The sequence below is a fragment of the Leptolyngbya sp. FACHB-8 genome, assembly GCF_014695575.1.
Taxonomy (GTDB): domain Bacteria; phylum Cyanobacteriota; class Cyanobacteriia; order Elainellales; family Elainellaceae; genus Vacuolonema.
In genome coordinates this window covers 16204-38058 of record NZ_JACJOO010000077.1, presented here as the reverse complement: position 1 = coordinate 38058, position 21855 = coordinate 16204, and the positions used below count along the sequence as shown (strand labels likewise).

Below are 21855 nucleotides of genomic sequence, written 5' to 3'. Positions count from 1 at the left end.
GGGCTAGTTTGGCATCAGTAAAGTCTCTTCAACATGCTGGCGCGTCTTGCGATCCATTCGGCAGCCCTCGCTCTTAAGACAGCGCAGGAGTAATTCATTAGCTTTGTAATATTGACGTAAAAGATTTTTCTCGTTATCAGTAAACTGACGATTGCTCAATTTCCATGCGTCATTTCCGATATGATTTAGATTGTCTTTTGCAACTTTTCTGGCATCATCCGCCATTTGCTCTAACGCCTTATCATCTTGTAGTATTAAATTTTCCCGTTGCGTAAATTCTTTTAATCGTCGATGTAAGTCTGGTTTAATTTTTTCTGACTGTAATGCTACCCGAACACCAATCCACATAGCTTCATCAGCGGAGTGAGTTGCCGTGATTTTTTGATCACTCGGTGCGCTTGCTTCGTAATCCTGGGCGATCGCAATGGCCTGTTCGAGACTAATATTGAGGATACGAGTAAAGAAACTGGCGCATACGAGAATTTTTGCGGTGGGATCTGCCAGGAGGGCGATCGCTCGTCGCTTGTCTATGTCGAAGTCGATATCAAAACAAAAGGCACGGGCAGCCAGTGGTTTACAAAAAGAGAATTCTGGCGAAGTGGCGCGATCGTGAACATAGTGCAAAAAACGCTGAAGCTTTGCTTCATGGGCTAAGAGGCCGTCAATGGCTTGCTTCATAGGCAGAATTAAGCGACTAGCATCGCGCAACATCTCTGTTGTTAGGAGAAATATTTCTTGCCAACGGCGATCATGAAGATGGTTTAGTAAGTTATGGATGGCCTCATCAAGATGAGCCGCGTTGAAAACGATTTCACGGGCTGCAAAGTATTCTTGAAAGGTGAGGTGGGAGAAGGAATAAATGCCTTTTGCCCGTTCTACCAATAACCCATGCTGTGCTTCGATGGAGCGCAGAACAGCCTCGCTATCAAGTTTTAGGGCTTCAGGGTCAGACTGAGCATCGGGTAAATCAGCAATATAGTCAGCAATGTACTCCTCCAGTACCGATTGTTTGAAGAAATAGGATTGCTGTTTGAACGTGACCAACGCAATATAACTGAGTAGATCTTGCTTGTGCTGGAGTGATAGCTTCTTGTAAACTTGGTCTCGTTGAATTCCCCGTTTGGCATCCCATTTCTTGAGAAGTGCATCAATACCTTCCTTATATAGCTCGGAGCGGCTTGCTGGAAACTCACCTGATTCCTCAAAGGCAAGGCAGAGCAATGTCAGCAATAAGGGACTGACAGCCAATTGATATATTTTAGGGTTTTGATTCAATGCCCGAAGAAAACTTTCAGGTTTGATGGGTTTTTGGCTAAACCATTTAGCTACAAATGCCGCAATTTGTACCTCATCAAAATCAGCAATTTCGACCTCAGTGAATTTTTCAAAGGTATATTCCCATGCGGCGATACGACAGGTAATAACAAAGTGGTTGTCGTAATATTGTTCCGAAAAAGTGCGAATGTCTCGCACAATGCGATCGTGATCCTCACCGCGAACTTCATCTAATCCATCTAGCAGAACCAACGCTCGACCCTGCTGAAAAATGGCGGCGATCGCCTGCGAAGCCTCTGGATCATCATGAAAATCCCGATGACAAATGTATTGTAATAACTCAGGTTGGTCGGGAGTTTCTGCAAAATCCTTTAGAGTAACAAAGATAGGCAACCGTTCCGATTCAAATTTTCCCTCATTGCACTGGATGGCTAAATGCTTCAGGAACGTTGTTTTTCCTGCTCCAGGCTTACCTAAAATAATCAGCCTGCGATATTTCTGAACTGCTTCTATACCAGAAATTCGTTCTTCAGTGGCCTGCCCAAAACCCAGGCGATCGAACGTCTCAACATCGCAACTTTCCAGCAGGTCATCTAGCTTTTTGCGCCTGCGCCCACTGAGTTGCTCCAGAATATTGACATCCGTATAGATGTCCTCAATGCCAATGGGGTAGGACATATCCAGAATTCGCATCGTGCCGCACCGCTCCTCAAGGGCAGCGTAGGTTTGCCGTCGCAGGTTCTGCACTAACGCGATTGGATCATGATCAAAGGATTCTAATGAGACATTCGTTATCGTTGAAACTGTCGGTGTAAGGGCAGAGAAGTCAGCGATTTCTTGCCAGTTGAGATTGAGGCGATCGCAAATTTTGACAAAAATGGGTTGGGCGACTGGTTCTCCCTTGAAGAAGTTGGTAATGGGCTGCCGACTGCAATCAACGAGCGTACTCAGTCTTTTCTGAGTCCATCCTGCTTTTGTCATGGATTGCTTCGCAAGTTGAATGCCGATCTGAGAGGCAGCTAGGGAGGGTTTAGCCATAGAACCGCTGTTTTGGTAGGGCAATAACATTCGCAGACAAATAGCCCTTAAATAGACTATACACTAGCTTTACTTGCTACTTCTCTTAAAACTCACACCCAAGAAAGAGTTTTTCAAGGTGAAACCTACCCATTACTGGTATTTCCCAGTCATCCTTCACGCTTCGTCGGTATAGGCGAAGGGTCGGGGAGCCTCAAGACAGCACTTAGTCATTTTATAAATAGGATTTAGTCATTACTTACTTGACATCTTTGATGATGTTACCTAGGATGCTTCTAGGCTCAAAAGAATAGCGCTACTCAAAATGACTTGCCTTTAGTGTTTGCCCCTTTGTGAGGTGATGCGTGAAGTATTCCCGACCTGGAACGATCGATGACCTATTTCAGACCTTGCAAACTACTTTGAGGGAAACCTTGCAGCACAGTGGGTTTGGCTTCTTCTCCATCACAAGCCAGCGTGGTATTTCCTACACACGCCAGCTAGTCTTCCTGTGCGACTCAACACAATACTCTTTCGCTTTTACAAGCGAGGATATTGAAACATGGAAAACACGCATGACTAGGCGTCCTTTCAAACCCCAACCTGAGATGAAAGACCAGCCTGAACAAGTTCTACAATGTCTCGAACAACGTCTGCTAAGAACTTGGACAGAGACAGGATGTGGCTGTCTGGAAGTTACCTGTGAGCGTAGTGGTCGCAATACAACGCGAATCATTATTGGTGGTGCGCCTTCTTACTGTTTCCATCTTAATGAGCAGGAGATTCAGCGTTGGATACAGCAGGAACAGGCGATCGCCCAACCTGCCTGAGTAGGCTCTCAAATCCAAACATCAACTTTAACTATTCGGTTCTGATCAAGTGCAATTCTGACATGACCGACCTGTAGACAATTGTGTCTATAAGTCGGTCTTTTTGCGTATTTAGTGTTGCAAACACCAAATTTTGCAACTTGGGGTTTGGGGGCTTCGCCCCCAAGAAGGGGTGGGACCCCTTCACCCCTTTCAAAACTTTCGTTTTGCTGTACTAGCACGTGTTAAAAGGCCTGTCAAAACGACAGACCAGTCATGACAAAAGGATCTAATTGACGATATGAAGCAATTATTTTACTGGCTTCTGGGTGACAAGACAGGACGAGGTGTTGTTTATTGGTTGCTGGGCGATCGCGCTGCCCAAACGCTGATTGCTTTGTGGAATTGGTTGTGGGGAATTCCGATCGAGTCCGGCGGCAAAATTGCCGTAGAAGCAGCCCAGGAATCTCTCTATTCCATGCAGGAGGCTGTGCAGCAACTCACCGAATCGGTGGCAAAGATGACTGCCAGTTATCAACGGGCACAGCAGAAATATAACGCCAAACAGAAGGAATTGGAGGGTATCCAACAACAGGCGCTCCTGGCACAGCGCCAAAACAACGTCGAAGCGGCTCGTCTAGCAATGGGAAAGGCTATTTTAATTGAACGGCTCTTACCCATCCTGGGGGAACAGGTTTCGCAAGCAGAGCAAATCCTGACAACTCATCGTGAACGCTTGCAACGAGAACAGCAACGCCTGGAAACTTACAAACTTGAGATGCAAAATCTCAAGGATTTGTCAGAGGTAAACGAAGCGCTGAAAACCATTACACAGATTAACAACAGCCTTGAAGTGACATCAGCTCGATCGCAATTTGAAGCCGCTCAATCCTCTATTCAACGGCGTTATTTGAGAACCAATGCTTTAGCTGAACTTTCGGAAAGCCCAACGGAAAAACTTAACTCCGACCTGGAAAAACTCACCCTGGACGACGAGATTAACCAGCGGTTGCAACAAATCGACTCAACATCTGAATGATAGGAGCAATGGAATGGCAACTCATTCTAAGCGGCGGACTCCTCCGCCCATCGTTTTCATCGTGCTCGGTTTCATACTCTTTATTGCTGTGCCTCGATTGGTGCCGTGGTTGCAGTCGTGGGAAGGAACATTCCCCAGGTCCTTCCTTGAAGCGATCGCCTCTAGACCCTCTCGGGTCATGAGCCGCATGAGCTTTGGTGAACGTTTGCTCCTGACATCTGGAAATACATCTGATCAACAGAAGGGGGTTGAAGCCTTTGCTAGAAAAGACTATGCCACTGCTGCTAAGCACTTTCAAATCGCTCTAGAGCAGCGCCCTAATGACCCGGAAACGCTAATCTATTTGAATAACGCCAAAGTGGGCGATCGCCCTACCCTTCAGATCGCGGTAAGCGTACCCATCGGCAGCAACCCTAATGTGGCTCAGGAAATACTGCGGGGAGTTGCCCAAGCTCAGGATGAAATTAACAGCCAGGGTGGTATCAAGGGAGTAGGGCTGCAAGTCCAAATTGCAAATGATGATAACGACGCGCAAATTGCCGAACAAATTGCCGAAGCGTTCACAAACAATCGGAGAATTTTAGCGGTGATTGGGCATAATGCAACCGATGCTTCTCTAGCGGCTGCCCCGATTTATGAAAAAGAAGGATTGGTGATGGTTTCTCCGACTAGTTTTGCCAACTCGTTATCGGGTTTTGGTGATTATATCTTCCGGACCGTTCCTAATATTGGGGCGATCGCAACTCCTCTAGCAGAACACATGGTTAAACAAAAGGGGTTGCAAACTATAGCGATTTGCTACGATTCTCAAGCTCCAGATAATGTATCGTTCTATGAGGAGTTTGTGCCAGCGCTTTCCGGTTTAGGAGGAAAGATTGTCTCTGTCGCTTGCGATTTTGCAAGTCCTACGTTTAATCCTCAAATGGTTATGCGTGACATTATTCGTAGTCGAGCCCAAGGTATTGTCTTTGCCCCCCATATTGATCGGATTAATCGTGCGATCGCCCTCATGCAAAACAATTCAACCCGATTACCGCTGTTTGGAAGCCCCACTCTCTACACCATGCAAACCTTACAAGAGGGCGGTTCCCATGTTTCAGGGCTCATCCTATCCGTTCCCTGGTTTCCTTCAGAACCTTTCGCCACTAAGGCTCAACAGCGCTGGGCAGGTAGAGTCAACTGGCGCACGGCTATGAGTTATGATGCAGCCCAGGCTGTCATTGCTGGTTTGCAAGAAAATACAACTCGCGATGGGTTACAGAAGGTGTTGCAAAAGGCTGGTTTTACCGCTACGGGAGCGAATGGTCAGGTGCAATTTCTGCCAACAGGCGATCGCGTCGGCAATGGTATTCTTGTTCAGGTTGTATCTGACGGGCGAGGGGGCGATCGCTTCACTTTACTGAAGCGGCCGTAATGCCAATACAATTGCCAATTGCAATCATCAACCACCACGCGGTATTCTCAATTCCATAGCAATCAGAAGGGCGTTTTTGAGTACCCCAATCCTTTGCATTGTTTTCCATTTCATACCGAAGCATTGTTCCTGGCCCAACCAAATTGAACTGTGGTTTGGCATTTTGATGCAAAACCTCCTCAAACGGGGCAACATTTAACGATGGCTCAATTACAGCGTTTCCCGCTTGAGTAAACCACAGTCAATTTTGTGAGAGCTGCGCTGAGCGTGGCTCTCACAAAATTGACTAGATCTGAGTCACTTGAAAATTGCCGTAAAGGATTAACATGAGGCAGAACAAGATGCTGCACAACTCCCTACAATCTGCTCGTGCCTTGCTCTCTTCCTGTGACAGGTGAGCTTGGTTGTTAGCTGGTTGTACAGGAGGGATAACCTGCTACTCACGAGGAGGTCAGATGGAATTAACGAGCATAGTGGTCTATGTGGATGATGGCGCTGTGCCAGCCGCCCTTGAGTTTTACGAGCGTGCGCTTGGGCTGACGCGTCGCTTCTACGACCCTGACTATCAGTTTGGGGAGTTGACGGGGTGCGGAGCGAGCACGTTGGCAGTAGCGGCACACGTGACGGGCGAGCGCTTGATGCCAGTCGGGTATGAACGACCAAACTTGGGGACGCGCGTCTCAAACATTGAGGTGGCTTTCACGACAGATGATGTGCGCGGTGCGTTCACGCGCGCTGTTGCGGCAGGAGCGAAGGTGCTCGCTGAGCCTTACGTGCTGCCTTGGGGGCAGGAGGTTGCCTACGTCCGTGCCCCAGATGGCACACTCTTAGAATTGTGCGCACCGTTGCCTGCTCCTGAGAGTGGAAGTGGGGAGAGCACACCCGCCCCGCCGGTTTTCTAACGAATCGTTGCAACTGATGCAACAACCCAAGGCTCTTCCGTGTTCACGGCTTCACACAGGCTGCTGTACAGCTAGATTCAGGGGTTATGTGCTTTAGCGATTTCAAAACGATCTTGGGCTGCAACAAAGGAACTTGCGGCAAAGCTCCAGTGTGGGTCATGCTTGCAATTCGCCAACCAGCCAACTCGTACCAAAGGAGATTCTGATGCGCGTCTTGTTATCGACCATCGGAACGCGAGGCGATGTTCAACCACTGGTATCGCTCGCGCTGGCATTAAGAGCCCTCGACCAGGAGGTTCATCTGTGCGTGCCGCCCGACTCCTGCAACTGGATTGAGGGGCTAGGAATACCCGTCACGTCTATCGGGCCTCAACTGCGATCAACCGGGAAAGTCAACCCAACGGCAGTTCTACCCACTCCCGAACAGCGGCGTCAGATGATGGAAGGCACAGTTGCCACACAATTTGAAACGATTGCAGTGGTAGCCCAAGGCTGCGACCTCATTGTAGGAGCAACAGCCCTCCAGATCGCTGCTCCCTCGGTGGCCGAGAAGATGGGCATCCCGTATGTCTTTGCCGCCTACTGCCCGGCTGTTCTACCATCGCCATATCATGCGCCACCCGTACTGGGCATGTTAGGAGACACACTGACGCCTGCAGATGTCGATTACCACGAACGTTGGGTGCAGGATGCCCAGCGTTGGAATGACATGTGGGGTACCCTGCTCAACTCGCATCGGGCATCCCTCGGTCTCGTCCCGGTCAGTGACGTGCGCAGCCACATCTTGACCGATCGCCCCTGGTTGGCAGCCGACCCAACGTTGGCACCCTGGCCTAACTCTGCAGATCAGTCGGTGTTTCAGACGGGTGCTTGGATTCTGCCGGATGAGTGTCCTCTGTCCCCCGAACTGGAGGTGTTCCTCGACGCTGGCGAACCCCCTGTGTACTTCGGCTTTGGCAGCGTCCGTGCACCGGAAAACATCAGCCAGGTGATGGTCATGTCCGCTCGATCAGTTGGGTACCGTGCGATCATTTCTCGTGGGTGGGCTGACCTATGGCTGGTGGATGATGAACCCGATTGCTTGATCATCGATGAGGTCAATCAACAGGCCCTGTTCAAACGGGTTGCTGCCGTTGTCCATCATGGTGGCGCGGGAACTACAACTGCCGCTGCGCTTGCTGGCGTTCCCCAAGTCGTTATTCCGCAGATGTACGATCAGCACTACTGGGCCCAACGAATTCACCACCTCGGCATCGGAACCGCGCATGCGCCTGGCACACCAACTCTCGATTCATTAACGAGTGCCCTCAAACTAGCTCTTCAATCCGATGTGGCTGCTCGTGCCCAATCTATCGCTACCACCGTACGGAGGGATGGCGCGCAGATCGCAGCTCAGCAGACCCTCTATCGCTACGGATAAAACGAGAACCCTTAGAGTCGATACTGACTGATTTCAAAACCAGCAAATGGTACAAGAAGCCAGAATGCTTGCAATAGCAGAGGCTATAACTGGCCGCTTACCGCTCAGCAGTCGAGGCTCTGTTTGAGTTGAAACTTAATTAACCTCAGTTCAGGATAAGCTGAAGTGCTCATTTTGGCGTGCGCTTTGCGCACGCCAAAATGAGTGTTTTCGAGTGCCACGCAACGCGCGGCACTCGAAAACGCCCTTAACCCGAACTCAGGTTAACATAGCTGGAATCCGATCAACATTGCTCATTTATTTAGAGGAGTAGTCGCTTGGCAAATTGACAGCCTTTGAAGCGCGTCTGGGTGGCTGACAAAGTAACTCTGGAGCCAATCACATCCCTGTTTCATAAGAGGCTCCAAGTCATCAACATTCCACGTCTTGATTGTGCCATCCTGTCGGACGGCAGTTAACTGCTGACCCTCCCCACTAAACCAAAAGCCAGCTATGCCCTGCGGATTTTTGAACTCACCCAGAAGCTGGCCCTGAAGCGTCCACAATCGAAGGATCCCATCCACTGTTAGGGTTACAACGCGATCGCCTGCTGGACTTACCTTGAGTTGATAAATGGGTCCCTGATGCCCTCTCAACTCCGTGACGAGTTGCCCTTGAATAGACCAAATTTTAGCGGTTCCGTCTACGCCATCGGTGACTAGATACTGACCATTTGGGGTGAATTGAACCGATTGCGTCACTGAAGCATGCCCTTTGAATTCCTGAAGCAATTGTCCTTTGAGATTCCACAATCGAATGCTTCCATCTTCACCCGCTGTCGCAATGGATTGGCCGTCGGGGCTAAATTGCAAGACATGGGCACTTTGAGAGGAAACCTGCCAGCCGGTAATGCGGGTTCCTGTGGCTGTCCATAGACGTAATTCTCCGTTTGGTGAGAGAGTCGCAACAAATTCTCCACTGGGGCTAAACTGCGCTCGTGAAATTAAATTGTGATCGCGATCGCCCTTTAATTCTGCTAACTTTTGCCCTTGAAAATTCCAAATATAGGTAGGCCCATCGATGGTTGGCGTAACGAATTGCTGCCCATCAGGACTAAAATGCAGATCAATTACCTGACTCCACAGCCCTTGGATGTTTGTAATTAATTCACCCTCTCGATTCCAGATCTGAATGCTATTGTTAGTGCTAACTGTCACTAAAAAACGTCCATCACGGCTAAATCTTGCGATTGATTGTGAAACATAGGGTGTTTTTTGCAATGGGTTCAGCGGTCTTCTGAACTCTTTAATTAACCTTCCATCCACATTCCATAACCGAGCGATCGCATCATCATCGATCGTTGCAAAAAGTTCTCCCTCTGGGCTTAACTCTGCCTGGTTCGTTCTACCAGAAATTAGTTGGATTCGACGTTGTGGAGCCGTTTGTAAATTCCAGACTCTAACCGTTCCATCCACTCCAAGGGTTACCAGGCGATCGCCGTTGGGGCTAAACCATTGGTCAAGAATGCTACCCTGATGACCTTTTAGCTCTGTGATTAAGGCTCCATCTAAGTTCCAAATGCGAATGCTGCCATTCATGTCCGCGGTCGCCACTTGACCATTGCCATCGAAGTGTACATCTATCATGTTGGATGAGGAGTTGAGTGTACGAATCATCTCACCTTGTACACTCCAGATATCGACAGTGCCATCATTGATCACCGTAGCGATGCGATTTCCATCTGGCGTAAATTGCGCTGTGATAAAGCTTTTAGCAGTTCGTAATTGCCTGAGTAATTGTCCACTGGATGCCCAGAGCTTGACCGAGTTAGAAAATCCACCAATCGACAGCAATTGCTCACCATCAGGGCTCCACTGCAATGTCGTTATGCTACCGTCATGCCCAGGCATGGATGCTAAACGCTGCCCCTCCAGCGTCCACAGATAAAGTTTGCCGCGTTCATCGGCTAAAACAAGGCGATCGCCCCTCGGGCTGAACAATACGCGATGTACTGAACCTTCATGCCCTTTTAGTTTTGCAATTTGCTTTCCTTCTGTTGTCCAAATGGTGGCCGTTTGGAAACCAGCCGTTACTAAATAGTTTCCATCCGGGCTGAACTGGACATCTGAAATGGGTTCGTTGGTTGTGGCTTGAAACGATCGAATCTGCTGACCCTGGCGGTTCCACAGAATAACGATGCCATCATAACCGCTAGTCGCCAGATAATTTCCATCCGGGCTAAACTGCAGCGCATACATAATCTCCCCATGATTGTTCAGTTGAGCAATCAGCTCTCCTCGCATATTCCATAACTTAGGAGAATTGCGATCGGCAGCTGTCACGAAAAGTTCTCCATCCGGGCTGAAACGTGCCACCCGGTAGCCTCCGGGCAGTCGTAGAACATTCTGCTCATGAATGGTGTCCAGGATTGTCTGGAGCGCCAAAACTGGGCTAGTTGCAGGATAATCAGTAACGGGTTGATCTGCTTTAACCAATGTCCTTAGTGTTTGCCCTGCTTCCATGGCAGCGACTAAAGAACCCACTTGATTGGTTTCAAATTGGCGTAAGATGCTGACTCCTTCTCGCTCCAGTTGCGTGCCGATCTGGGCGGCTCGTTGTTTTTGGAATGCAGTGTTGGTGAATGCCGCAGCGATCGCTGCCCCTATTAAAGAAGCGGTGAGCACGAGAGACCCAATTCGGATCCGTTTTTGAGCTTTTTGATGCGCCGATGCCAAAATTTCTCTCGCACGCGCAATGGCTTTTTTTTCTTGCTGTTCCGTTTCAAGCTGAATTTGGGTTTCTAACTTCTCAAGCTGAATCTTGCGGTTTTCTGCTTCCTGACTGGCCGCTAAAAATTGATAATCCTGATTTCCCAAGTGCTTACCGGCTGACCATGCCATTGCTTCTCGCAAGGTTTGTCCTCGCAGTAAATGCGATTCATCCCGACAGTGAGACGCAAACCAGGCTCGCAGCGAGTCGTAATAAATGCGGAGTTTCCCCAATTCTGTTTCAACCCAATGACTGTTAAAGGTGTTTCGGTAAATACGATTGGCGACACAAAGTAAACCTTTTTCTTTGATCACCAATCCCGATAACCGCAGTTCCACCTGTTCTGGTGAGTCATCGGATGGAATTTGAGATACCAGTGAAGGAAGGCTCTCATCCGTACTGGCTAGCACCTGTTGGTAAAGCCCAAGCAATCGCCCTGCTTGCGTTTCATCTCGCAAAAGGCGATCGCGAATGGTTCTCAGATGTTCTGGTTCATCCTGAGATTCCCAGTTGTGTACAACGTGTTCTTGAATCAGTTGTGTTGCTGAAAACTTGAAAGATCTTTGGTCTTGTTTTGTGACAATCAAACGACAAATCTTTTGCGTTAGAAAAGGTTGTCCTCCGGTCCATCCTAGAATCTCTTTCAAGACGGACGATGGATCATTGACATGATTCATTAACCCGGGAACTAACGCTTGAGCTTCCTCAAACTGAAAGCCATGAAGAGCGATCGCTTCGCCAATGTTGAATGGCGTTCTCGTTTTGTCTTTTACCAAATCTGAAGGTGTTGTTACACCCAATAAGCAAAAGGTAAGGCGATCGTAGATAGGTTGGTCAGCTCTCTGGTTGTAATACGAGCGAATGAGTGCGAAGAAGTCGTTAATTGAAAACTCCAGGCTGAGAACCGTATCGATCTCATCAATGAAGATGACAATGGGTTGATCGACTAGCTGTACCAGTAAAACACGGTCAATAAAGCGATCGAGCAATTGTACAGGGCTAAGATTTTGATGCTCATCTAACCAGGCTTTGAGATTAACTTTGCCTAATAAATTAGCTCCCCGCCAGAGTTCTGAAATCACCCGTTCATACCACTGATGAGGCGTCAGGTGTTCGCTGCCAATGCGGGTCATGTCGATCGCAATACAGCAAAATCCCTGCGATCGCAAACGGTGCATGACCCGCACTCGCAGGCTCGATTTACCCATTTGCCGACAGTTAAACACATAGCAAAACTGTCCTGCTTTCAAAGCATCGTACAGCTCATGGTCAGCTTGCCGTTCAACATAGCTTGGTGCATCCACTCGCAGGCTTCCACCTACTTGATACTCGTAACTGACCATTGTGATCAAACCTGAATGAAGTATGCACTTTCACCTTAGAGACGCATTCAACCTTCTGCGTGGTTTGTGCAGGAACTTGAACAGGATTCAATAGGTTATAAGCGATCGCTAAAGTATTGTCGATAGAGTTCACAGCTGAGCCTGGCTTGATTTCCCTCCAGTTTGATCAAGCCCGAACTTTCAAGCTTATAGGCGAGAACGGGATCGAGAGAAATTCCCCGGGATTCCTCGACCATGGCGAGATCAAGGGCCGTTTGTAGCTCTGGGTGGTCTTGCAACATCTGCCAGTGGCGACGGAGATGGTCCCGATAAATCCCCGCTTGAGTTGGAGCCGTTTGCAGCAAGTGCTCCAACGGCATCCCCTGTTGTAAATGATAGAATGCCAACTGCAACAGGTAGGGATGACCACCAACCATTGAAACCAGCGATTGCACAGCTTGAGTTGAACTGTGCCAACCATACTGCTTTGCCAATCCCTGTACCTGTATCAACGAAAGTTCGGGTAGTCGAATGGGCAACCCCACATTGAAGGGAGACTGGTTGAGGTTGAGCGAGATATAAACTTCAGTTGAATGTGCAACAACGAGGCGCAGGCGTTGCCATATGTCTAAGTTATTGGCTTCCTCGTGCCAGCTTCGTAGCAGGGCAAAAAATCCTTGAGCAACGGGGGGAAATTCAAAGAGCCAATCGACCTCATCCAGTCCCAAAACTAAATTTTGATGCAATTGCTCTAATATGCAAGATTGGAAATAGGTCGTGCAACTGACCAGGCTGCCGAAGCGATCGCCATCCCAATACTCATCGAGTTGTCCGGGTAAATTTAGCTTGCGGCTGAGGTTCACACAAAACCAGCGCAAAAAGGTGTCTAAATCAGCCGCAACTGCCGCCTCTGCTTGCCGCAGGTTGAGTCGCACTGTCGCGTAATTCATCTCGCTAGCCCTCGCCAGAATTCGATGCAGTAGAGAGGTTTTACCCATGTACTGTGGAGCACGAATCCGAACTAAGCTGCCTGGTTTGCAAATTTCCTGAAGGCATTGTTCCTCAATGGGAGGGCGTTCCACATAAAACGGTGACTTCAAAGTGAGGGGACTACCGGGGAATTCTAAATTCGCCAACTTCCCCCGGTAAACTAATTCTGGATTCACGAGTTCGGGTCGATGGTGCGCGAACAACTCAATTAATTCATCTCGGTAGGAATAATGTTCTCCCTCCGCATTATTTAATCCAAAGGCTTTACAAATATTAGCGATATGACGACGAATGGTCGAGGGTTCTAAATACAGAGCAGAGGCAATTGCTTCGTCGGTCTCGGCTGCCAAGAACCGCTGTAAGACCTTACGTTGCTTTGGTGTCAGCTCTTCAAAAACAACCTTAAATTCGGCTTCTCTCATGCTTTCTAAACCGCCTCAAGCCCACACAATTCTTACTTCAAATGCCCCCTGAACTTTTCCCGATGTTTCCAAGGCTCCTATCAAATCTAAGCGTTGAAGGTGAGGAGTCCTGTGTAATTTCTTGCACAAAACCCAAAGTAGTAGGGCAGTTTGCTTATCTTGGTTGTAAGACAAAGGTTAGGAGAAGACTAATCTACAGCCCAGATTGAGGCACTCGAAAGGGCAATTGTTATTAAATCGGAAACCTCAGTTTCAAATTTGAAATCATATATGCTGAGGCTTCCCAACTGATCTTCTGAGTAAATTTGAGTAACATGGATTGAAATCATGCAGCAAACATTCAGCTCCTTGCTTAAAACATTTCTCTGGAGCAGCGCGGCTTTAGGTGTTGCGATCGCCGTGCAGATGCCGACTGTAGCTCAACGATCGCCCGACTCTAACCCAGTTCCTTCAGATAATATTTACCACGAACGCGACAATTTGCCCGATGATGCCGATGTCTTTCCCCGGATGGGAAAAATTGCAGGCAATGAGCAGGAGCAATCAAACTGCCGCGTTGCGCCCTGGGGTAGAGTGGCGACTCGTTTTTCGGGCAATTCCTTCATTGAAATCGATCGCCGTCAGGTGGATAACAATGGTGAATCCTGGTTTCACAATCCTGATGGCAACTGCTGGATTCACGATAGCCGTATTGACTTACTCTAACTTGTTGAGCGAAATCAGATGAACTTTAATTGTAGCAAAAAACAATTCATTGCCTGTGTGATTGGATGCTGGATGGTGACTAGTGCGATCGCCGGATGCACCGCCACAAAATCCCAGCCACAATCTCAAGTCCCTTCACCCAGTCCTGAAACCGTTGATACCTCCGCTCCCACACCCGCCGATTCCCCAGCGCTACCAAAGATGGCAGGAGTACAGGAATGGGCCGAGATTTTAAAGGGCGAATCCGCGCAGGGGCTAGCATTCACCGAAGACGGCAGGCTGTTATATCAAGACAAGATTTTGCTGACCGAGATTCCCGTTAGCTATGTGAGTAATGGTGACATCACCTATGCTCAACGGCTGATTGTTTCTGATGTGTCTCCATCGGGCAGATTTAATATTGTGAAGGCCTGTGAAGATGCGACGGCTGAATCGGGACTGTGCTGGTCGGTGTTTCTGGCCGATCGCCAGGCGGGAACTGCTCGGAAAATTGATATTGCGAAATATGGTGGGCTAAATTGGGTGCAGTGGACGGGTGATGAACGGTATGCCCTGTTTGTTGAATCTATGGAAGGTGTGTCCTGGTTTGTCGCGCTCGACTTACAGACGGGAGAATCCAAAATGTTTGAGCAAACAGCGGCAACGGTTGATTTAAGCAGCTTCAAATGGATAGATCATCGTTCCTTTGAAGCGAATCTCTCTTGTCAAGATGGAGCAACTTGTACGGAACCCCCATTTCGCGGGAATATCTCGACGTTGTTCTCTCAGTAATATTAGTTTGTGAAAAAAAGCTCTGTACTCCAAAGTCATTTTTATATTCTGCTGGGTCTGTGTATCAGTCTTTCTGCCTGTCAACCTGGCAATGTTATTCCATCTCCTCCGTCTGCTGAATCGAATTCATCCTCGAATTCTGAAGCGGCAACAGTAACGACAATTGTCCATTTTCAAGGTGACAACGGCAGCAATCCCCTTGGCTTGGTGCGAGCCAGAGACGGCAACTTTTACGGCATCACCGAAGGTGGACGAATTGGACCTGGCGTCATCTTTCGCCTCACCCCTAACGGACAGATTCAGCCGATCGTGCATCTCCACGGTGAAACTCAAGGTTACAACCCTGAAGCCGAGCTAATTCTGGGGCGCGATGGCAATCTATATGGCACAACATCGGGCGGTGGTGCAAATGGGCAGGGATTCGGTACAGTCTTTCGTGTCACCACGGGGGGAGAATTGACGACGCTGGCCGTGTTCGATCACAAAAATGGCTCCAGTCCTCAACGTCCCCTGATGCAGGCACAGGACGGCAATTTCTACAGCACGACCTACACGGGCGGCGACCATCAGCAAGGCACTGTTTTTCGGCTGACACCTGCAGGAGAACTGACCACCCTGATTCATTTCAATGTCGATCGATTTCCAGGGGCACTGGATCTCATTCAGGATCGATCCGGCAAATTCTATGTTACTCACGGTAATTTTTATGGCACAGAATACATGGCAGATGGTGCGGCTACTATCTTTCGATTGAACAATGATCAGGCGTTAGAGCCATTCGCCCGATTCGCAGGGTTAAACGAAAACCTGAGCCGGGATGCCTATCCGAGCCGCTTAGTGGAAGCACAGGACGGCAACTTTTATGGGGTGACGCTGTTCGGGAATTTCTTTCGTTTAACGCCCGACGGACAAAAAACAACGATCGCCACCCTCGATCGCAATTTTCTATTTAATCGCCTGATTCAGGGCAGCGACGGCAATTTTTACGGCACGGCGATCGGTCCTGAACCGCCTGATCCGGGTATAGTCTTTCGTCTCACCCCCCAGGGAAAAATGACTCCACTGGGCTACTTTAGAGGAAACAACGGTAGCCAGCCCAACAGCTTGGTCGAAGTTGAGAACGGCACATTCTATGGCACGACTTTGATGGGTGGCAACCACGACCAGGGAACCGTCTTCAAGTTTACGATCAATCCCTGAGGCGATCGCTAAGGAGATTTCTGGGAAACAATATCCCCATTATTTGGGAAAAAGGCGCGGCTTCGCCGCGCCTTTTTCCCAAATAATGGGGAAGTTCTTATCTGGAAATCTCCTAAAGCCCTGTTACAGAATTAGAGTGTATGCCAATTGAATTCAATTCCAACAATTCTTTGATTCAAGCAACAGGGATTGATCCTATTGATGCGATTCTCCGTCGCGGGAATAAAACAGGGGTTCCTCAAGTTCTTAAATCATGTTTGAAAAATTAACCTTTATCATTCACTTTAACTTGCGAGACACTAGCCAGAAAGTAAGAACCGAAAATCCTATCAGCGCAACCAGATCAATCACGACGCGCTGTGTCATAGGCTCTAACAACGTTTGTTTTAACGCTGATGCCGCATAGGTCGCCGGACTAAAGTATCCGATCGTTTGAACGATTTCTGGGAGACGACTGGCAGGCAATAAAACGGGTCCAACAAACAGGGCCAGCATAGTTACCAATAGCGTTAATCCCCCGCCGACCTCGGGGCTGGGGGAATTTGCCCCGATCGCGGCTCCCACACCAGCCAATGGCAAGACACAGAGCGGAATGATCAGTAGAATCAACGGGTGAATGGTCAAAGACAAATGCAGAAACCATGCACCAAAAACGATTGTCACCAGCAAAGATGGTAGTGACAACACAAAGAATGCTAGAACAACGGCAACCATGAGCAGCGATCGCCGAATCGGCAATGTAGCGTAATAGTCCAACGCCCCAGAGAACCGCATATAGGCAAATCGGGAAGACACATTATCCAAATTGCCAAACATGAGAGACATCACCAAACTTCCTGCGAGAATGGCATGGAGTGATTCAGCATCATTTCTAGTGACAAAACTGCCTAACGCAATAATGCTCAACACGGGACTGATGGTTGCCGTTAATACCATCACCTGCCATGACCACCGCCAGTTACTCAACTCCATACACAGCAGATCGAACAGTTGCAGCAAGAGTGGTAGAGGTCTACGGTTGAGTTGCATAGTGCAAATACAGGTCTTCTAAAGTGGCAGAATAGAGGCGAAAATCGTCAACCTGCTTGAGATCAAGACCGTTCAGCGTTTGCTCAACTTGATCCCATTCTAGAAAAATGCGCCAGTGCCCCGGAGCATGGCGATCGCACACCAAGTTTGGAGGCAAGATTGGAGGACGATCAGGCTCAAAGAATAGCTCCAGACGCAGCATTCGATCGACCTGTTGCTTCAAGTCACTTGGGCGGCCGATCGCGACCAGTTTTCCGGCGCGTAAAATTCCGACTCGCTGAATCGCTTTTTCTGCCTCGATCGCATCGTGGGTAATCAGAATAATCGTGGTTCCCTGTTCGCGATTGAGTTGCCGCAGGTTATCCCAAACTAATTTACGTCGTTGTGGATCTAGATCATTGGTGGGTTCATCCAGAATCAAGACAGGAGGAGAACCCGCCATTGCCACCGCTAATCTTAGGAGTCGCAATTGTCCACCGGAAAGCCGAGCCGCAGGTTGATGGCGCCATTCGGTCATCTTCCATTGGTGCAGCAGCCGATCGCGTTCCTCACCAGCTTCTCGCCGACTCATGCCGCGTAAATGGGCAGTAAAGTACAAACTCTCTGCGATCGTCAGATTTTTTACGGCTCCGCTTTCCTGAGGCATGTAGCCTACGTTCATTTGCACAATTTTGGGAATGGTCGTAATCGATTTACCCAGAAATGCGATCGTCCCTGAACTACTCGGCAATAAATTAACCATCTGGCGTACTAGCGTGCTTTTACCTGCCCCGTTATCGCCTAAGATACCGAAAAGTTCACCCTGATGAATTTGGAGGGTAATGCGATCGTTGACAGGCTGAGATTGCCCTGGATAAACCTTAACCAGATTTTGAATGTCGTAAATCAGCATGAGCAGACCGCAACTGAGCAAAATTTGCAAACGCTAAAGAAAGCTTATTGACTCCATTCGTCCCAAGCTGCCTTTGCCACCTTTGCAATGACTTCTTCACGGACTGTACCGCTTGCTCTAGAATCTGAAACAAAGACGGCGATCGCTAAATGCTGCCCATTCGGCAACGTCACAATTCCCACATCATTAGTTGCAGCCGTTACTCCATCGACCGTCGCTGAAGTTCCTGTTTTGTGCGCGACAACGGTTCCCTCAGGCAACAGTCCCTTAATCCGGTTTGGACCAGTCGAGGTCTCTGTCATCCATTCTTGCAGGGAGGCGTGACTAGAATCTGAAAGCCCTTGCCCTTCATGAAAAGCACGTAATAAATGAACGGCTGCATCTGGCGTTGCATAGTTACGATATTGCAAGGTTGGATCTTGCCCAAACTGAATCTCATTCTCTGTGTTCGCGACAACGATATCATTAATGCCAAGATTGCTTAAATACGCCGTGACTTGTTGTGGTCCACCGATGAGCCGTAATAGCGCATCACAAGCCGTACTATCACTTTCAGAAACCATATACTGCAACAATTCGGCTAAACGGAATTCCTTTCCTTGGGAATTCTCCTCCAGAATCTGGCTATCTTGAACAATATCGCTGGCTTCAATTCGGATCGTCTGGTCTAGCTCCAGGTTTCCTTGATCGACTTGAGCCAGAACCGCCATTGCGATCGGAAACTTGTAAACGCTCTGCATTGGAAATTGTTGATCTCCATTCAGAGATACTGACTCTCCAGTTTCTAGCACGGTGGCTGTTGCCCCAACCCGCCCTTGAGCCATTTGAGAAATTTGTTCAATGCGATCGCGTAACTCGTTGTTGCGATCGGTGTCGGATGTTGTGATTTCGCTTGGCGCACGGGTCTGGCTATTGGAGTTTGTTTCCCCGTTATTGGAGTTAATGCTTGTACAACTAACAGTGAGTAAAACAGTCAGAAAAAACAAACAAAATGAGCGAAGCGAAGCTCTTTGCATCCCTTGAATCATACACTTCAACCTGGAGTTACGAGCCGTTAGAACTACACTCATTAGTTCTGAAATTCCGGAGAAAGTTCTCCTAATTTTTGAGGCTATCAACCGAATTCATACGCATTAAATATCTCTCTAAAGGCAGATGCCTGTGCATATTAGGTCAGAACCTACTCGAATAGTTCACCGGGTACGCACCATTGTCTCGACCGGCCGCTGCCAGTCCTGCCTGATAGAACATGATCAATCAGGCGACCTCAATGGAATTCCATAGTCTTATCCTGCAAGTTAAAGACGGCTCATACGCTGGTCAAACATTGCGCTGGTTGAGTTCCTGCTCAAGTTGCTCATCCCAAAATGCGGCTTCTATCTTGTGTCCATCCGGATCGCGCACAAAGCAGCCGTAATAGGGCTCACTGTATTCAGATCTACCACCGGGGGCACCTTCGTCTTTGCCTCCTGCCGCTAATGCTGCCTCGTAGAAGGCGTGGACGGCTTCTTTAGTGGGCGCGATAAAGCCAATATGAGTGCCATTCCCAACTGTTGCAGGTTGCCTATCAAATGGATTTCCCACCCAAAATTCGGGATACTGTTTGCCATAGGCGATCGCTCCCGGATGCTCCATCAACCGCTTACAGCCCAACGTTGGCAACACAGCATCATAGAAGGCGATCGATCGCTCAAAATCATTGGTGCCAATCGAAACGTGTGAGAGAATGCTGGGATTGTTATCCATATCTGAATCCTCCATCAGTTAAGTTGGACGTGAATGTGACAGAGAAAGACCCATAAGATACACCTCTGTAGACCGTGCTGCTGTAAGAGAACGTGATTTATACAGAAAGTGTATCACTTAGAGATATTGCGATAGAACCAACAAGTTTCAGTCTTAGGGGAGTGACGATGCTCAGGTTTATTCCTGCTAACATCTTGAAGATTGTCAGGCTATGTTTGCTGCTTAACCTCTTCGTTTTCTCATGAAAATCTGTATTCTAATGAAAAGCAGCGCAGGGACAAGGCAATGCCCTACTATAGCCAACCGGAACAAATTCCTACTTTACTTGAAGCCCTCAACAACTGTACCGTTGATCAGTTGAAGGTACTGGCGCAGCTGTTGCCCAGTGGTACCATTCCCACGCGCAAAGCTGAGCTCGTAAGCTATGTGTCGCAACGACTGCAAGGCAAAGCGCTCCAAAGGCTGTGGCAGCAGTGCGATCGCCTCCAGCAAGCCACGATCGCTGAAGTGGTTCACAGCCGGAACGATCGCTATCAGCAGCAGCGGTTTGTGAGTAAATATGGCGCAGAAGCCAAGTGGCAGCAGGACGATCGCCCCTCCTACTATTCCTTCCGCCCAACCATTTTGGGGCTATTTTTCTATAGCGGCACGATGCCGAAGGATCTCAAAGCGCAGCTTAAAGCCTTTGTGCCACCGCCAGAACCGACGCAAATGGACAGCCTTGAAACTCTGCCGTCCAGCCTACCCCGAACCTTGATGACATATGACAACCGCGAACGGAAACAGTACAAAACCACTGTCGAATTTCCCCTTACCGTTCGAGAAACTGAAGCGATTGCCCGACGCGATGTTCAGACCGTACTGCGACTGGTGGACCTGGGCAAAGTTGCGGTGAGTGACAAAACCTTCTTTCCGACAGGGGCAACGCTGAACATGATCGCCGAAGTTCTGGAAGACGGCGATTACTATAGCGGTTGGGCAGCAAAACGATCGCCTGCGGGCTGGGACTACGAATATGACATTGGCTCGATCAAGCCGTTTGCCTGGACGATGCTATTGCAGGCGGGAAAGCTAGTTGAACTGAACGGAAAACGGTTGGCATTGACCAAAGCCGGACAAAAAGCACTGAATGAACCATCCGAGAAGACGCTGCAAACCCTATGGAAACAGTGGCTTAAAACGACGTTTCTGGATGAACTGCGCCGCATTGACAGCATCAAAGGTCAAACCGGGAAGGCCAAGCGTAGCCTTACTGCCGTCGCAGGACGACGGAACGTGATTGTTAGTGCCCTTAAAGACTGTGCGATCGATCGCTGGGTAGAGTTTTCTGCCTTTTTGCGCTACATGGTCGCCGCAGGCTACGATTTCCAAGTCAGTCGCAACCCGGAGAGTTTATCGCTCGAAGATTACGGTTCCTTTTATTACAACAGTTGGATGCTTCTGGAAGCACGATACATTCTGTGCTTTCTATTTGAATACGTTGCCACCTTAGGCTTGATTGATGTTGCGTATCTGCACCCAGATGAGGGCTTTCTCATCTTGCCTATGGACCACTATCACGAAGCCACTTTCAGCCGCTATGACGGGCTTGCTTACTTTCGGCTCACGCCGCTAGGTGCGTATCTTTTGGGGCTAAGCGATCGTTACCAGCCTGCCGCCCCCACCCCCAAGCGAATTCTGCGCGTTCTACCAAATCTGGAGGTCGTTGCGGTCAGCGAATTGTCCCGTGCCGATCGCCTACTGCTCAATAGTTTTCTCGTGTCCGTGTCCGATGTGGTGTGGAAACTAGATCAGGCAAAATTGCTGGATGCGATCGCCCAGGGACGCACCGTGAAGGAATTACAGGACTGGCTCATGGCCAGCAGCGGAGAACCCTTACCACAACCCGTCACACAGTTTCTTGCCGACCTGCAAACCCGCACCACCAGCCTGCAAGACCTGGGAGCTGCCCGTTTGATTCGCTGTGCCGATGCTGCCCTGGCTGCCCAAATTGCCAGCGATTCGCGCACCAAAGCCTACTGTTTTCTCGCTGACCAGCCCAAAGCCATCGGTACAGGTGGGGCGTGCTACCTCGTCGTGCCGGCCGAGACGGAAACCAAGTTTCGCAACGGTTTGAAGAAAATGGGCTATAGCTTGCCGGGGTTGGGTTGAATC

At 49.0% G+C, this 21855-nt stretch carries 16 protein-coding genes; 9 read left to right on the top strand and 7 right to left on the bottom strand.

Features of this window, described 5'->3' with window-relative positions:
• Positions 1-3: 3 nt before the first annotated feature.
• Positions 4-2313 carry an NACHT domain-containing NTPase gene (locus H6F91_RS21725; protein ID WP_190775637.1) on the bottom strand — a complete coding sequence of 770 codons (2310 nt, stop codon included), beginning with the start codon at positions 2311-2313 and terminating at the stop codon, positions 4-6.
• A 554-nt stretch (positions 2314-2867) separates the two neighbouring features.
• Between H6F91_RS21725 and H6F91_RS21720 the strand changes: the two genes are divergently transcribed.
• From H6F91_RS21720 to H6F91_RS21700, 5 genes are all read left to right on the top strand, one after another.
• Positions 2868-3122 carry a hypothetical protein gene (locus H6F91_RS21720; protein ID WP_190775638.1) on the top strand — a complete coding sequence of 85 codons (255 nt, stop codon included), beginning with the start codon at positions 2868-2870 and terminating at the stop codon, positions 3120-3122.
• Between the two features lie 280 nt (positions 3123-3402).
• A complete protein-coding gene (locus H6F91_RS21715; RefSeq protein WP_190775639.1) occupies positions 3403-4140 on the top strand; it encodes a PspA/IM30 family protein in 738 nt (245 codons plus the stop codon).
• Positions 4141-4153: 13 nt separating this feature from the next.
• A complete protein-coding gene (locus H6F91_RS21710) occupies positions 4154-5554 on the top strand; it encodes an ABC transporter substrate-binding protein (protein WP_190775640.1) in 1401 nt (466 codons plus the stop codon).
• Positions 5555-6009: 455 nt separating this feature from the next.
• Positions 6010-6456 carry a VOC family protein gene (locus tag H6F91_RS21705; protein WP_190789468.1) on the top strand — a complete coding sequence of 149 codons (447 nt, stop codon included), beginning with the start codon at positions 6010-6012 and terminating at the stop codon, positions 6454-6456.
• A gap of 205 nt (positions 6457-6661) precedes the next feature.
• The gene (locus tag H6F91_RS21700) at positions 6662-7876 is read left to right on the top strand and encodes a glycosyltransferase (RefSeq protein WP_190775642.1); all 1215 of its coding nucleotides are present in this window, start codon (positions 6662-6664) and stop codon (positions 7874-7876) included.
• Positions 7877-8169: 293 nt separating this feature from the next.
• On the opposite strand, the gene H6F91_RS21695 is transcribed toward H6F91_RS21700, so the two are convergent.
• Together H6F91_RS21695 and H6F91_RS21690 are read right to left on the bottom strand one after the other, a co-directional pair.
• Positions 8170-11967 carry an AAA-like domain-containing protein gene (locus H6F91_RS21695; RefSeq protein ID WP_190775643.1) on the bottom strand — a complete coding sequence of 1266 codons (3798 nt, stop codon included), beginning with the start codon at positions 11965-11967 and terminating at the stop codon, positions 8170-8172.
• Between the two features lie 95 nt (positions 11968-12062).
• Complete coding sequence (locus tag H6F91_RS21690) at positions 12063-13358, bottom strand: AAA-like domain-containing protein (protein ID WP_190775644.1); 1296 nt, start codon at positions 13356-13358, stop codon at positions 12063-12065.
• A gap of 327 nt (positions 13359-13685) precedes the next feature.
• On the opposite strand from H6F91_RS21690, the gene H6F91_RS21685 reads away from it, so the two are divergent.
• Genes H6F91_RS21685 through H6F91_RS21675 form a run of 3 tightly spaced genes read left to right on the top strand, consistent with a single transcriptional unit; the run spans position 13686 to position 16034 of the window.
• Complete coding sequence (locus tag H6F91_RS21685) at positions 13686-14063, top strand: hypothetical protein (protein ID WP_190775645.1); 378 nt, start codon at positions 13686-13688, stop codon at positions 14061-14063.
• 18 nt (positions 14064-14081) lie between these two features.
• Complete coding sequence (locus H6F91_RS21680) at positions 14082-14834, top strand: hypothetical protein (protein WP_190775646.1); 753 nt, start codon at positions 14082-14084, stop codon at positions 14832-14834.
• A gap of 9 nt (positions 14835-14843) precedes the next feature.
• On the top strand, positions 14844-16034 hold the full coding sequence (locus tag H6F91_RS21675; RefSeq protein ID WP_190775647.1) for a choice-of-anchor tandem repeat GloVer-containing protein: 1191 nt from the start codon (positions 14844-14846) through the stop codon (positions 16032-16034).
• Positions 16035-16313: 279 nt separating this feature from the next.
• Here the strand turns inward: H6F91_RS21675 and H6F91_RS21670 are convergent, their stop codons facing one another.
• The 4 genes from H6F91_RS21670 to H6F91_RS21655 all read right to left on the bottom strand — a co-directional run bounded on the left by H6F91_RS21670 (position 16314) and on the right by H6F91_RS21655 (position 19701).
• The gene (locus H6F91_RS21670; RefSeq protein ID WP_190775648.1) at positions 16314-17063 is read right to left on the bottom strand and encodes an ABC transporter permease; all 750 of its coding nucleotides are present in this window, start codon (positions 17061-17063) and stop codon (positions 16314-16316) included.
• Positions 17047-17955, bottom strand: coding sequence for an ABC transporter ATP-binding protein (locus H6F91_RS21665; protein ID WP_190775649.1), 909 nt, complete (start codon positions 17953-17955; stop codon positions 17047-17049). Before H6F91_RS21665 ends, H6F91_RS21670 begins: the two co-directional genes overlap by 17 nt.
• 44 nt (positions 17956-17999) lie before the next feature.
• On the bottom strand, positions 18000-18983 hold the full coding sequence (gene bla / locus H6F91_RS21660) for a class A beta-lactamase (protein WP_190775667.1): 984 nt from the start codon (positions 18981-18983) through the stop codon (positions 18000-18002).
• Positions 18984-19275: 292 nt separating this feature from the next.
• Positions 19276-19701: a VOC family protein gene (locus tag H6F91_RS21655; protein WP_190775650.1), complete on the bottom strand. Its 426-nt coding sequence runs from the start codon at positions 19699-19701 to the stop codon at positions 19276-19278.
• A 285-nt stretch (positions 19702-19986) separates the two neighbouring features.
• On the opposite strand from H6F91_RS21655, the gene H6F91_RS21650 reads away from it, so the two are divergent.
• Positions 19987-21852: a helicase-associated domain-containing protein gene (locus tag H6F91_RS21650; protein WP_190775651.1), complete on the top strand. Its 1866-nt coding sequence runs from the start codon at positions 19987-19989 to the stop codon at positions 21850-21852.
• Positions 21853-21855: the final 3 nt, after the last annotated feature.

Bases quoted from the DNA above. Each gene is read 5' to 3' on its own strand.
- H6F91_RS21650 (WP_190775651.1), top strand. From the start codon at position 19,987: ATGCCCTACTATAGCCAACCGGAACAAATTCCTACTTTACTTGAAGCC.
- H6F91_RS21665 (WP_190775649.1), bottom strand. From the start codon at position 17,955: ATGCTGATTTACGACATTCAAAATCTGGTTAAGGTTTATCCAGGGCAA.
- H6F91_RS21680 (WP_190775646.1), top strand. From the start codon at position 14,082: ATGAACTTTAATTGTAGCAAAAAACAATTCATTGCCTGTGTGATTGGA.
- H6F91_RS21670 (WP_190775648.1), bottom strand. From the start codon at position 17,063: ATGCAACTCAACCGTAGACCTCTACCACTCTTGCTGCAACTGTTCGAT.
- H6F91_RS21690 (WP_190775644.1), bottom strand. From the start codon at position 13,358: ATGAGAGAAGCCGAATTTAAGGTTGTTTTTGAAGAGCTGACACCAAAG.
- H6F91_RS21715 (WP_190775639.1), top strand. From the start codon at position 3,403: ATGAAGCAATTATTTTACTGGCTTCTGGGTGACAAGACAGGACGAGGT.
- H6F91_RS21685 (WP_190775645.1), top strand. From the start codon at position 13,686: ATGCAGCAAACATTCAGCTCCTTGCTTAAAACATTTCTCTGGAGCAGC.
- H6F91_RS21700 (WP_190775642.1), top strand. From the start codon at position 6,662: ATGCGCGTCTTGTTATCGACCATCGGAACGCGAGGCGATGTTCAACCA.
- H6F91_RS21720 (WP_190775638.1), top strand. From the start codon at position 2,868: ATGACTAGGCGTCCTTTCAAACCCCAACCTGAGATGAAAGACCAGCCT.
- H6F91_RS21710 (WP_190775640.1), top strand. From the start codon at position 4,154: ATGGCAACTCATTCTAAGCGGCGGACTCCTCCGCCCATCGTTTTCATC.
- H6F91_RS21705 (WP_190789468.1), top strand. From the start codon at position 6,010: ATGGAATTAACGAGCATAGTGGTCTATGTGGATGATGGCGCTGTGCCA.
- H6F91_RS21695 (WP_190775643.1), bottom strand. From the start codon at position 11,967: ATGGTCAGTTACGAGTATCAAGTAGGTGGAAGCCTGCGAGTGGATGCA.
- bla (WP_190775667.1), bottom strand. From the start codon at position 18,983: ATGATTCAAGGGATGCAAAGAGCTTCGCTTCGCTCATTTTGTTTGTTT.
- H6F91_RS21655 (WP_190775650.1), bottom strand. From the start codon at position 19,701: ATGGATAACAATCCCAGCATTCTCTCACACGTTTCGATTGGCACCAAT.
- H6F91_RS21725 (WP_190775637.1), bottom strand. From the start codon at position 2,313: ATGGCTAAACCCTCCCTAGCTGCCTCTCAGATCGGCATTCAACTTGCG.